12 protein-coding genes are annotated in these 11890 nt (G+C 62.1%); 9 read left to right on the top strand and 3 right to left on the bottom strand.

What is annotated here, in order from left to right; translation table 11 throughout:
* Positions 1-199 precede the first annotated feature (199 nt).
* The 5 genes from L6D82_RS09455 to L6D82_RS09435 all read left to right on the top strand — a co-directional run bounded on the left by L6D82_RS09455 (position 200) and on the right by L6D82_RS09435 (position 6113).
* Complete coding sequence (locus L6D82_RS09455) at positions 200-1693, top strand: aldehyde dehydrogenase (protein WP_236188846.1); 1494 nt, start codon at positions 200-202, stop codon at positions 1691-1693.
* 32 nt (positions 1694-1725) lie between these two features.
* Complete coding sequence (locus tag L6D82_RS09450; protein WP_064382156.1) at positions 1726-3096, top strand: aspartate aminotransferase family protein; 1371 nt, start codon at positions 1726-1728, stop codon at positions 3094-3096.
* Positions 3097-3497: 401 nt separating this feature from the next.
* Positions 3498-4475, top strand: coding sequence for an ABC transporter substrate-binding protein (locus L6D82_RS09445; protein WP_236188844.1), 978 nt, complete (start codon positions 3498-3500; stop codon positions 4473-4475).
* A 10-nt stretch (positions 4476-4485) separates the two neighbouring features.
* A complete protein-coding gene (locus tag L6D82_RS09440) occupies positions 4486-5289 on the top strand; it encodes an ABC transporter permease (RefSeq protein ID WP_007958721.1) in 804 nt (267 codons plus the stop codon).
* The gene (locus L6D82_RS09435; RefSeq protein WP_236188842.1) at positions 5277-6113 is read left to right on the top strand and encodes an ABC transporter ATP-binding protein; all 837 of its coding nucleotides are present in this window, start codon (positions 5277-5279) and stop codon (positions 6111-6113) included. Before L6D82_RS09440 ends, L6D82_RS09435 begins: the two co-directional genes overlap by 13 nt.
* 2 nt (positions 6114-6115) lie before the next feature.
* Here L6D82_RS09435 and L6D82_RS09430 read toward each other — a convergent pair whose 3' ends face one another.
* A complete protein-coding gene (locus tag L6D82_RS09430; protein WP_236188840.1) occupies positions 6116-7192 on the bottom strand; it encodes an endonuclease/exonuclease/phosphatase family protein in 1077 nt (358 codons plus the stop codon).
* A 74-nt stretch (positions 7193-7266) separates the two neighbouring features.
* Positions 7267-7941 (bottom strand): YciC family protein, encoded by a 675-nt coding sequence (locus L6D82_RS09425; protein WP_218189661.1) that lies wholly within the window; start codon positions 7939-7941, stop codon positions 7267-7269.
* Positions 7942-8119: 178 nt separating this feature from the next.
* Between L6D82_RS09425 and L6D82_RS09420 the strand changes: the two genes are divergently transcribed.
* The 3 genes from L6D82_RS09420 to L6D82_RS09410 all read left to right on the top strand — a co-directional run bounded on the left by L6D82_RS09420 (position 8120) and on the right by L6D82_RS09410 (position 10142).
* Complete coding sequence (locus tag L6D82_RS09420; RefSeq protein WP_236188830.1) at positions 8120-8878, top strand: DUF2076 domain-containing protein; 759 nt, start codon at positions 8120-8122, stop codon at positions 8876-8878.
* A 137-nt stretch (positions 8879-9015) separates the two neighbouring features.
* Positions 9016-9495 carry a LabA-like NYN domain-containing protein gene (locus L6D82_RS09415; protein WP_003228475.1) on the top strand — a complete coding sequence of 160 codons (480 nt, stop codon included), beginning with the start codon at positions 9016-9018 and terminating at the stop codon, positions 9493-9495.
* Positions 9496-9536: 41 nt separating this feature from the next.
* The gene (locus L6D82_RS09410) at positions 9537-10142 is read left to right on the top strand and encodes a 3'-5' exonuclease (protein ID WP_236188828.1); all 606 of its coding nucleotides are present in this window, start codon (positions 9537-9539) and stop codon (positions 10140-10142) included.
* A gap of 140 nt (positions 10143-10282) precedes the next feature.
* On the opposite strand, the gene L6D82_RS09405 is transcribed toward L6D82_RS09410, so the two are convergent.
* The gene (locus L6D82_RS09405) at positions 10283-10735 is read right to left on the bottom strand and encodes an Lrp/AsnC family transcriptional regulator (RefSeq protein WP_102686347.1); all 453 of its coding nucleotides are present in this window, start codon (positions 10733-10735) and stop codon (positions 10283-10285) included.
* A 163-nt stretch (positions 10736-10898) separates the two neighbouring features.
* On the opposite strand from L6D82_RS09405, the gene yedA reads away from it, so the two are divergent.
* Entirely contained in the window at positions 10899-11849 is a 951-nt protein-coding gene (gene yedA / locus L6D82_RS09400) for a drug/metabolite exporter YedA (RefSeq protein WP_102686346.1), read from the top strand.
* The last annotated feature ends 41 nt before the right edge of the window (positions 11850-11890 follow it).

Raw genomic sequence — 11890 nt, 5'->3', positions numbered from 1 at the left:
TTGTAAGCCGCCGGCCTCCGTTCTGTCGGCGGTTTTTTTGTTCCTGAACAATAGCCCCATACACGCGCGAAGGGGCCATCGGCTGGTTACCTTTTTTATTGTCTGCGAAGACATTTTTACTGGTTTTAGCCCGCACGGGCCTGAGCGACTATCACTGCGCACTGTTCGCAAAAGAATAAAAGTCCAAGGAGCAACCACCGTGTTCGAGCTTGCAGACTGGCAGCGCAAGGCCGCTGAATTGAGCTATCCGTACCAGGCCGTGATCGACGGCAAACTGCGTGCGGCGCAGTCGGGGCAGACCTTTGCCGCGATCAACCCGGCCACCGGCCAGCTGCTGGCAAACGTCGCCGCGTGCGGTGAAGAAGACGTCGATGCGGCGGTGCAGAATGCGCGACAGGTGTTCGAGGCCGGCACCTGGGCCGGGCGTTCACCGACCGAACGCAAGCAAGTGCTGCTGCGGCTGGCGGATCTGATTCTGGCCCATCGCGAAGAGCTGGCGCTGCTCGATTCGCTGAACATGGGCAAGCCGGTGATGGACGCTTACAACATCGACGTCCCGGGCGCCGCCGGGGTGTTTCGCTGGTACGCCGAAAGTCTCGACAAACTCTACGATCAGGTCGCGCCGAGCGCCTCGAATGTACTGGCGACCATCACCCGCGAAGCGCTGGGCGTGGTCGCTGCGGTGGTGCCTTGGAATTTCCCGCTGGACATGGCCGCGTGGAAACTCGCACCGGCGCTGGCCGCGGGCAACTCGGTGATTCTCAAACCCGCCGAGCAATCACCGTTCTCCGCATTGCGTTTGGCCGAGCTGGCGCTGGAAGCCGGGCTGCCGGCCGGTGTTTTGAACGTGCTGCCGGGGTTCGGCGAAAAGGCTGGCAAAGCCCTCGGCCTGCACCCGGATGTCGATTGCCTGGTGTTCACCGGCTCGACCCAGGTCGGCAAATATTTCATGCAGTACTCCGCGCAGTCGAACCTCAAGCAGGTGTGGCTGGAGTGCGGCGGCAAGAGCGCCAATCTGGTGTTCGCCGACTGCAAGGATCTGGATCTGGCGGCGCAGAAAGCCGCGTTCGGGATCTTCTTCAATCAGGGCGAGGTCTGCTCGGCCAACTCGCGGTTACTGGTGGAACGCTCGATTCATGACGAGTTCGTTGAACGGCTGAAGGCTCAGGCCGAACGCTGGCAGCCGGGCGATCCGCTGGACCCTGCGAGTGCGGCCGGGGCAATCGTCGATACTCGTCAGACCGAAAGCATTCTGCGCTTCATCCACCAGGCCGAACGCGAAGGCGCGACCCGCGTCTGCGGCGGGCGGCAGCTGAGTTTCAACGGCTCTGACAACTTCATTCAGCCAACGATTTTCACCGACGTGCAGCCGCACATGACCCTGTTCCGCGAAGAAGTCTTCGGCCCGGTGCTGGCGGTGATTCCGTTCGATGACGAGGCCCACGCCTTGCAACTGGCCAACGACAGCGTCTACGGTCTGGCGGCGTCGCTGTGGACCGATGATCTGCACCGCGCGCACCGGGTGGCGCGGCAATTGCGAGCCGGTACGGTGTCGGTCAACAGCGTCGATGCGCTGGACGTGACCGTGCCGTTCGGCGGCGGCAAGCAATCCGGTTTCGGCCGCGATCTGTCGCTGCACTCGTTCGACAAATACACCCAGTTGAAAACCACCTGGTTTCAACTGCGCTCATGACAGCCGCTCACAACAAAAAAGGAGATCCGGCGATGACCACCTCACGTGAAACCCGCGACTACCAGGCCGCCGATGCAGCGCACCACATTCATGCGTTCGTCGACCAGAAGGCCCTCAACGACGAAGGCCCACGGGTGATGGTGCGCGGTGACCGCCTGCACCTGTGGGACAACGACGGTCGGCGCTACCTCGACGGCATGTCCGGGCTGTGGTGCACCAACCTCGGTTACGGGCGCAAGGACTTGAACGCGGCAGCGAGCCGGCAACTGGAGCAGTTGCCGTACTACAACATGTTTTTCCACACCACCCACCCGCAGGTGATCGAGCTTTCCGAGCTGCTGTTCAGCCTGCTGCCGGGGCACTACAGCCACGCGATCTACACCAACTCCGGCTCCGAGGCCAACGAGGTGCTGATCCGTACCGTGCGCCGTTACTGGCAGGTGCTGGGCAAGCCCGAGAAGAAAATCATGATCGGCCGCTGGAACGGTTATCACGGTTCGACCTTGGCCGCGACGGCCCTCGGCGGCATGAAGTTCATGCACGAAATGGGCGGGATGATTCCCGACATCGCGCACATCGACGAGCCGTACTTCTTTGCCCACGAAGGCAATCTGACCCCGGCGGAATTCGGTCTGCGGGCGGCGCAGCAACTGGAAGCGAAGATCCTCGAACTGGGCGCCGACAAGGTCGCCGGGTTCATCGCCGAACCGTTCCAGGGCGCGGGCGGGATGATCTTTCCGCCGGAAAGCTACTGGCCGGAAATCCAGCGTATCTGCCGCAAGTACGACGTGCTGTTGTGTGCCGATGAAGTGATCGGCGGCTTCGGTCGCACCGGCGAATGGTTCGCCCACGAATACTTCGGTTTCGAGCCGGACACCCTGTCCATCGCCAAGGGCCTGACCTCCGGTTACATCCCGATGGGCGGCCTGATCCTGTCGAAGAAAATGGCCGACGTGCTGGTGGAGCAGGGCGGTGTGTTCGCCCACGGCCTGACCTATTCCGGGCACCCGGTGGCGGCGGCGGTGGCGATTGCCAACCTCAAGGCATTACGCGATGAAGGCGTGGTGACGCGGGTCAAGGATGACATCGGCCCGTACCTGCAACAGTGCCTGCGCGAGGTGTTCGGCAATCACCCGCTGGTGGGCGATATTCAGGGCACGGGCATGGTCGCGGCGCTGCAACTGGCCGAAGACAAGGCCACGCGCAAGCGCTTCGCCAATGAGAACGACATCGCCTGGCGCTGCCGCACGATCGGTTTTGAAGAGGGGGTGATCATTCGCTCGACCCTGGGGCGGATGATCATGGCGCCGGCGCTGATTGCCAGTCGTGAAGAGATTGACGAGCTGGTGGGTAAGACCCTGAAAGCGGTTGATCGTACGGCGCAGGAATACGGCCGGCTCTAACTCCCCCGATCGCTCGTTCCGTGTCCTGATCGTTCCCACGCTCTGCGTGGGAATGCCTCAAGGGACGCTCCGCGTTCCAGCTCTCGAATGGGACGCAGAGCGTCCCGGGCTGCATTCCCACGCAGAGCGTGGGAACGATCTCCGCCAGACTTTTTCCCAATCTGCACCCACCTCGGGCACCCCCGTCCGACGCGCCCTTTCGCGGTGCGCACTACCCAGTTTTTTCATCGTTCGCGTCTAACTATTTCCTCGTTTTCCTGACGCCAAGCCTGGGTCAACATCGATTTCGCCAGCCAAGGCATTGCCCGCCAGAGTCCAGCAGAGACCGCAGCGTGCAATCGCGACACCACGGCTGGCCGTACTGCCCATGACAACTAAATCAACAGCGTTGGGAGTGCTCCATGAACAAGTCCTTGTTTACCCGTCTTGCATGTCCTCTGGCGATTTCCGCCCTTTGCGTCACCGCCGCCCAGGCCGGCACCTTGTCGATTGGCCACACCACGTGGGTCGGTTACGGCACCCTGTATCTGGCTCAGGATCTGGGCTACTTCAAGGAAAACGGCCTGACCGTCGAATTGCCGGTGGTCGAAGAAGCGTCGATGTACATGGCCGCCCAGGCGTCCGGGCAATTGTCCGGCTCGGCCTCGACCATCGATGAAGTGCTGAAGTACCGCCCGCAGTTCTGCTTCAAGGCCGTGGCCGCGCTGGATGACAGCCATGGCGGCGACGGTGTGCTGGTCGGCAAGAACGTGAAGAGCCTGCAAGAACTCAAGGGCCAGGCCGTGGCCGTCAACGAAGGCTCGACCTCGCAGTTCTGGCTCTCGTACCTGCTGAAAAAGAACGGCATGAGCATGAGCGACATCACCGTGCAGAACATGACCGCCGACGATGCCGCCACCGCGTTCATCGCCGGTCGCGTGCCGGCCGCCGTGACCTGGGAGCCGCATCTGTCGATGGTGCGCGACAAGCAGCAGGGCAAAGTGCTGATCGACAGCAGCAGTACGCCGGGGGTGATCGTCGATGTGGTGGCGCTCAACTGCACGGTGATCGAGAAGCAGCCGGAGGACGTCAAGGCGCTGGTCGCCGGGCTCTACAAAGCGGTGCAGTACACCAAGGACCATCCACAGAAAGCCTACGAAATCATGGCCAAGGGTGTCGGCGGTTACCTGTCCGATCCGAAGGAACTGGCCGCCGCCGCGCAGGGCGTGCGTTTCTACGATCAGGCCATGAGCGAAAAACTCCTTGGCTCGCCGGGCAAGCCAGGTGACAGCGCACCGCTGATCAAACTGGCCAACGAAACCGCCAGCGAATTGCAGGGCAAGCCCTACAACGTCAGCAACGACGATCTGGTGGATAACCGTTTCGTCAGCCCGCTCTAGGAGACTGGTCATGTTCAAGCGCAATTCATGGCTGAGCCGCTGCATCACGCCGAAAACCGGATTGCCGGTGCCGGTGGTGTGGAGCGCCAGCGGTCTGGCCTGGGTGTTGCTGGTCGGCCTGTGGGCCGGGTTGTCCTACGGCGGCATCGTGCCGGGGATGTTCCTGCCCACGCCCGGCGCGGTGGTCGAAGCCGCCGTGCGCTTGAGCCGCGACGGCACCCTTGGCCAGCATGTCTGGGCCAGTGTTGAAGTGGTGATGGTCGGGTTCATTGTGTCGTCGCTGGTGGCGGTGCCGCTGGGCTTGCTGATGGGCAGCTTTCGCATCGTCCAGGCATTCCTCGAACCGCTGGTCAACTTCATCCGCTACCTGCCGGTGACCTCGTTCGTGCCGCTGTTCATCCTCTGGATCGGCATCGGTCTGGAACAGCGAGTGTCGGTGATCATTTTCGGCGTGTTTTTCCAGCAACTGGTGATGATCGCCGACGTGTCCAAAGGCATCTCCAAGGATTTGATCAACGCCTCCTACACCCTCGGCTCCAACCGGCGTGACGCGGTGCTGCACGTGATCGCCCCGGCGTCGTTGCCCGGCGTGCTCGACACCTTGCGGGTGACCATGGGCTGGGCCTGGACGTATCTGGTGGTCGCCGAACTGGTCGCCGCTTCCAGTGGCCTCGGTTACTTGAGCCTCAAGGCCATGCGCGGCTTTCAGGTCGATGTGATTTTTCTCGCCATCGCGATCATCGGCCTGCTCGGCCTGGTCACCGATCAACTGTTTCGCTTCTTGCGTTTGAGGATTGCCGCATGGGCTCAGTAACCGCTGCCAACCGTCGTTTCATCGAGCCGGTCGCCGCACCGGCCCACGCCGCGCCAAGGTTGCAGGTGGACAAGGTCAGCCTGCGCTACAGCAAACCCGGTGGCGGTACGTTTACCGCGCTGGAAGAAGTGTCGTTCGAGGTGCCGGACCAGCAGTTCGCGGTACTGGTCGGGCCGTCGGGCTGCGGCAAGTCGAGCCTGTTGTACCTCACCGCCGGCCTGGCCGAGCCGAGTTCCGGCGAAATCTATGTCGGCGGCCAGCAAGTGCAGGGCCCCGGCGCGGATCGCGGGATGGTGTTCCAGAGCTACACACTGTTTCCGTGGCTGACGGTGCGGCAGAACGTCGAGTTCGGCCTCAAGCGACGGGGCATGCCGGCGGCGCGGCGCAAGGAAATCGTCGATCACTATGTGCATGAAGTCGGCTTGTCCGGGTTTGCCGACAACTACGCCAAGCAGTTGTCCGGCGGCATGATGCAACGGGTGGCGATTGCCCGGGCATTGGCCAACGATCCGCAGATCCTGCTGATGGACGAACCCTTCGGTGCCCTGGACAGCCAGACCCGCCTGCAAATGCAGCAGCTGTTATTGCGGGTGTGGGGCAACAGCAAGAAAACCGTGCTGTTCGTCACCCACGACATCGACGAAGCGATCCTGCTCGGCGATCGGGTGTATGTGATGGGCGCCAGGCCGGGGCGGATCAAGCAGATTCTCGATGTGCCGATCGAACGCCCGCGCACGCTGGACATGGTCATGGAGCGCTCGTTCATCGACATGAAGCGGCAGATCTTCGGGCTGTTGCACGATGATCTCGAAGAGTCCCATTGAGGTCAGTTGGGTGGCAGGAGGAACTTCGCAATCACCGGTAAATGATCGGAGATGCGCAAGGTGTCGTCCTGCCGCACCGTGGCTTCGACCCGTTTGATCTTCGGGCTGTAGAACAGGTAATCGACCGTGCGGTCCGGGCCGTTGAGGCCGGGGTCGTTGGGGTAATGGGTCAGCCACTTGGCGCGGTCGATGCCGCTGGCTTCGTTGTTGGTCGGGATCATCGGGTACTTGTCCCACAGCACATGCAGCGCACTGTCGGCGGAGTAGGGCGTGCGCTGCTCGGTGGGCAGGCGCCGGTACTGGCCGAGCGGCAACAGGTTGAAGTCGCCGCCGATCAGCCACGGCGTGCCGTGGCTTTCGTGTTTGTCGAGGACCTTGGCCACCGCTGTCACCTGCGCCTGCAAGGTGTCGTCCGGCTGGGTGGCGCGATCCAGATGGGTGTTGAACACCACCAGTTGCCCGCCATCGCTGAGCGGCAGGGTGGTGGCGAGCAGGGCATCTTTCGGCTGGAACTGACGGCTGATGAGGTTCGCCGGCTGCACCGGCAATTGCAGGCGCTCGGCGTGTTCGATGCGGTAGCGGCTGAGGGTGGCGAGTTGCCGGCCGACGCTGCCGAAGATGTGCGGATCCGGGACGAAATCGGCCTTCCAGTCGAAGGCGTGGGCGCTGCACGGGTAGAGGTCGGTCAGACGCTCCTGCAACAGCTTGAGCTGGTTCTGGTAGTCGCTGGCCTTGGCGCCGTCATCCAGTTCCTGCAACAGCACCACGTCGGGCTGTTCGTCGCGGATCACCCGCGCCACCTCATCGAGGCTGAACGCCATGTCTTCCGGGGTCGGGGTTTCGTCGTCGCCTTGCGCCAGGTCATTCCAGAACACGTAGCGCTTGCCGGCCAGGTATTGCACGTTCCAGGTCATGACCTTCAGAGCCTGACCGGGGACCAGCATCGGCGGTTGCCCGGTGCAACTGACCGGCAGGGTTTCCCGGGCGTCGGGGCGCCAGGTCAGGCTGTAGATCAGCGTGCCGATCAGGGCGAGGACGAACAGTGCGGGCAACAGGATGTAGCGCAGTAGACGGGTCATGGCTCGGCTTATAGCGATACGGAAGTGGTCCCGAGCATACCCGAGACCCATCCATCAGCCCAAGCTCGGTGCAGTCAGACTATTCCGTCACGTTTGTCGGGCAATTCGCTAATCAGCATGAACAGGCGGAACAGCACCACGCTAGTGAACAGTTGCAGGAAGCTGTGGCCACTGTCGATCAGCACCGCAATCAAAGGATTCTGCGGATCGGGATAGACCTGCAAAGTCAGGCCCTTGAGCAGCCACAGCGGCCCCATCACACACAGAATGCACACCAGAATCCGCAGAAAATGCCCACGACTCAGGCGCAGGCTTTCCTTCATCGCCTGCAGCGGACCGTAACCGCGCAGCACCAGCAGATACTCACCGAAGGCCAGAGTGACCATCAGCCACAGGCCTGGCAGGAAATACAGGGACAGACCGAGCAGGATCAGCAGCGTGTTCAGCGCAGTCAGCAGGGCAAAGCGCGGCCACAGGCGAGCGGCCATCGCCAGCAGATCGCGGGTTTGCGGGGATTCGCCGCGGGTGCGGGCGTCGAGAAACAAAATCAGCGCGGCGGTGTACAGCGGATACACCAGCAGGCCGACGATCACGCTGATGGCCGAGTAACCGTCCGGGTCGCTGGCATGGTCGACCACCTGTTGCAGCACGGCTTCGACAATCACCAGCGGCAGGCACAACTGGACGATCCGGCCCAGATTGCGTTTGAAAAAATACAGGGAGTCGCGCAGCACATCGAAGGCATTCATCAGTCGGTATCGCAGGTCAAAAACAGTGGCCCACTTTAACCGATGATCCGTTTCGCTGCGCAAACGTAAACGTTCGGTAAAGGTCATTGAAACATTCTGTTGCTGCCTCCATTACAGAGGTGCATCTTCTCCGACGTGGAGGAGGGCAACGTTATCCCCGGCAATCTACGAGGTCGCCATGAACAGCGAAGAACAAACCCTGATCGATGGACTGTTTTCCCGGCTGCAACAGGCCGAAACGGAGGCAGCCCCGCGCGACGCCCAGGCCGAGGCGCGGATCAAGGAACACCTGACGCGCCAGCCGGCCGCAGGTTATTTCATGACCCAGGCGATTCTGGTGCAGGAGGCTGCCCTCAAGAGCCTCGACGAACAGAACAAACAACTGACTCAACAGGTCAAGCAGTTGCAGGCCGAGCTGCAATCGGCCAAGGCCCAGAGCGCGCCACCGGCCTACAGCGGCGGTGGCTTCCTGTCGAGCATCTTCGGTGGCAGCAGCTCGCGCCCGGCGCCGACCCAGAGCGCCCCGGCCTCCACCGGCGGCTGGCGTGAGCCGGCACCGCAGCAGAACTTCGGTGCCCCGGCGCCGCAACAGAACTTCGGCGCGCCACCACCGGGTTATGGCCAGCAACAAGCGGCCCCGGCGGCCGGCAGCAGCTTCCTCGGCGGTGCCCTGAAAACCGCCGCCGGTGTGGCGGGTGGCGTGATGCTGGCACAAGGCATCAGCAGCCTGTTCCATCACAACCAGCAGCCGGAAGAAATCGTCGAAGTCATCAAGGAAGAACCGGCCCAGGTCAACGATCAGAGCAACAGCGGCTGGGGCGATGACCAGCGCATGGCCAACAACGACTCCTACGGTAATGATCAGGGCGGCTTTGCCGACACCGACTACAGCGATGACAACTCATCGTTCTTCGATGACGACGATTCCTTCGTCTGATTCACCATTCGTCCGGGGCGCCTGATCGCCCCGGGCCGATTATTCGCGGAACCTTCCTTCGGGCTGGCATACTGAGTGCCTTTTTCGGGCCTGGTGCCTGATCCGGCTCATGCGCGTCAGCGCTCACAGGAACTCCGGTGAAAAAAATCGCAGTGTTCGCCGATGTGCAGAACCTCTACTACACCGTGCGTCAGGCCTATGGTTGCCACTTCAACTACGCGGCATTGTGGGCGGACATCAGCAAGGACGGGCAGATCGTCGAGGCCTACGCCTATGCGATCGACCGGGGCGACAGCAAACAGCAGCAGTTCCAGCAGATCCTGCGCAACCTCGGTTTCACCGTGAAACTCAAACCCTACATCCAGCGCAGCGACGGCTCGGCCAAGGGCGACTGGGACGTGGGCATCACCCTCGACATCATGGACGCCGCCGACCACGTCGACGAGATCGTCCTGGCCTCCGGTGATGGCGACTTCGACATGCTGCTCGAACGCATCATCAACAAACACGGCGTGCAAGCGGTGGCCTACGGCGTTCCCGGCCTGACCGCCAACTCGCTGATCCGCGCCGCCAGTCGTTACGTGCCGATCGAAGGCGCACTGCTGTTGAAAAATTGAGCGCAAGCTCAAGACTTGATTTGGACGGAGTACAACCCGGTTTGGAACGCATTGCAGTCATCGACTTTGAAACCACCGGCATCTCGCCGAGCAGCAGCTGCCGGGCCACGGAAATCGCCGTGGTCATGCTGGAAAACGGCCGCATCGTCGAGCGTTACCAGAGCCTGATGAACGCCGGCGTCCGCGTCCCGGCCTTCATCGAACAACTCACCGGCATCAGCAACGCCATGTTGCGCACAGCGCCGTCGGCCGAGCGGGTGATGAGCGAAGTCAACGAATTCGTCGGCTGCACACCCCTGCTGGCGCACAACGCCGCGTTCGACCAGAAGTTCTGGGACTTCGAACTGGGCCGGATCAAACGCACCCGTTTGCAGAACTTTGCCTGCTCGCTGTTGCTGGCGCGCCGCCTGATGCCGGCGGCGCCGAACCACAAGCTCGGTACGCTCACCACCTTCGCCCAATTGCCGCACACCGGCCAGGCGCACAGGGCGATGGCGGATGCGGAGATGGCGGCGAATTTGCTGGCGCATCTGGCGGATGAACTGCGGCACAAGCATGGGGTGCGGGAGCTATCGCACGACTTGCTGTGCAAATTGCAGAAAGTCCCGGCTGCTAAAGTGGTTGAGCACTTGCAACGCTATCGCTGAATTCCGGCCCCGGTTGATCGTTCCCACGCTCCGCGTGGGAATGCCTCAAGGGACGCTCCGCGTTCCAGCTCTCGAATGGGACGCAGAGCGTCCCGGGCTTCATTCCCACGCAGAGCGTGGGAACGAGCGGGACGGGAAGGTTACTTGGTGTTGCCCTCGATATGGCCGAGCGGCACCCGCTTCTCTATCGCACTCGACAACACGATCGACGTCTTGCTGAACCCGAATTTCGCCACCCGGTTTATCAGCTCTTCCAGCTCGGTCATCGAACCCACCGCGGCCTTCATGATCACGCACGGATCGCCCGTCACTCGAAAGCACTCGGTCAGTTGCGGAATTTTCACCAGTTCGTCGTAGACCTTTTGACTGCCGTTCTGGTGGAGGCGCAATTCGATCACGCACTGGATCGGCAAGCCGATTTTCGACAGGTCGATGTTCGCCTGATACCCGGTGATTACTCCGGCCGCCTCAAGTTTGGCCACGCGCTCGGCGACGGCGGGGGCGGAGAGGTTCACTTTGCGGGCGAGGTCGGCGTAGGACGCGCGACCGTTTTCGAGCAGGGCGCCGAGCAGCATGCGGTCGTATTTGTCCAAGGTCGGACTCCTGAAAATGCCAGACTTTCGAAATCGCGGTTAAGACCGTCGATCTCCGTGTTTTCAAAAGTGTACCGGCGCTATAAACAGGTTTTGTAACTTATTTTTAGCGGTTGGCCTTTCTAGAATAACCAATCCACTGAGTCTGACTTTCGAGCTGCCCATGTCTGCCTTGCGCCGTTTTTCCTTGCCCTTGATCGCTGCGTTTTTTGCGTTGTACGTGATTTGGGGATCGACCTATCTGGTGATCCGCATCGGCGTCGAGTACTGGCCGCCGCTGATGCTCGGTGGTGTGCGCTTCGTGATTGCCGGCACTCTGATGTACGCGTTTCTGCGCTGGCGCGGTGCACCGGCGCCGACCTGGGCGCAGTGGAAGGCGGCGGGGATCATCGGGATTCTGTTGCTCAGTTTCGGTAACGGCGCGGTGACGCTGGCCGAGCACAGTGGCGTGGCCTCGGGTGTCGCGGCGTTGGCGGTGGCGACGGTGCCGCTGTTCACTTTGCTCTGCGGTTATCTCTGGGGGGCGCGCAACACCCGCCTGGAGTGGGCCGGGGTGGTGATGGGGATTATCGGCATCGCGATGCTCAACATGGGCTCCAACCTGCAATCGAGTCCGCTGGGCGCGGCGTTGCTGATTTTCGCGGCAGCGAGCTGGGCGTTCGGTTCGGTGTGGAGCAAACACCTGCCGCTGCCTCAGGGCGCAATGGCCAGTGCCGTGGAAATGCTGGTTGGTGGGGCGGTGTTGCTGATCGGCAGCGCGGCCAGCGGTGAACACCTGCAGGCTATGCCGCCGCTGGAAGGCTGGCTGGCGCTGGCGTACCTGATCTTCTTCGGCTCGATCATCGCCTTCAACGCTTACATGTATCTGTTGAAAAACGTTCGTCCGGCGGCAGCCACCAGTTATGCCTACGTCAACCCGGCGGTGGCGGTGTTGCTGGGGATCGTGTTTGTCGGCGAGACCATCGGCATCGAAGAAGCGCTGGCGATGCTGGTGATCATCGGCGCGGTGGTGCTGATCAGTCTGCCACAGTGGCGGCGTCCGGCGCGGCCGCCGGTGGTCAGCGAGCCGGCTGCCGCAGCGAAGGTCATAGCGACGGAGCAGCGTGCGAATTAGGGTAAACTGCGCGCCATCGCATACTCGTTTTGCACAATCTG

Source organism: Pseudomonas paraglycinae (genome assembly GCF_021601625.1).
Taxonomy (GTDB): Bacteria; Pseudomonadota; Gammaproteobacteria; order Pseudomonadales; family Pseudomonadaceae; genus Aquipseudomonas; species Aquipseudomonas paraglycinae.
The sequence above is the reverse complement of the archived record's forward strand: the minus strand, read 5'-3'. Positions and strand labels throughout refer to the sequence as shown.

Bases quoted from the DNA above. Each gene is read 5' to 3' on its own strand.
- L6D82_RS09425 (WP_218189661.1), bottom strand. From the start codon at position 7,941: ATGAATGCCTTCGATGTGCTGCGCGACTCCCTGTATTTTTTCAAACGC.
- L6D82_RS09445 (WP_236188844.1), top strand. From the start codon at position 3,498: ATGAACAAGTCCTTGTTTACCCGTCTTGCATGTCCTCTGGCGATTTCC.
- yedA (WP_102686346.1), top strand. From the start codon at position 10,899: ATGTCTGCCTTGCGCCGTTTTTCCTTGCCCTTGATCGCTGCGTTTTTT.
- L6D82_RS09435 (WP_236188842.1), top strand. From the start codon at position 5,277: ATGGGCTCAGTAACCGCTGCCAACCGTCGTTTCATCGAGCCGGTCGCC.
- L6D82_RS09420 (WP_236188830.1), top strand. From the start codon at position 8,120: ATGAACAGCGAAGAACAAACCCTGATCGATGGACTGTTTTCCCGGCTG.
- L6D82_RS09440 (WP_007958721.1), top strand. From the start codon at position 4,486: ATGTTCAAGCGCAATTCATGGCTGAGCCGCTGCATCACGCCGAAAACC.
- L6D82_RS09450 (WP_064382156.1), top strand. From the start codon at position 1,726: ATGACCACCTCACGTGAAACCCGCGACTACCAGGCCGCCGATGCAGCG.
- L6D82_RS09430 (WP_236188840.1), bottom strand. From the start codon at position 7,192: ATGACCCGTCTACTGCGCTACATCCTGTTGCCCGCACTGTTCGTCCTC.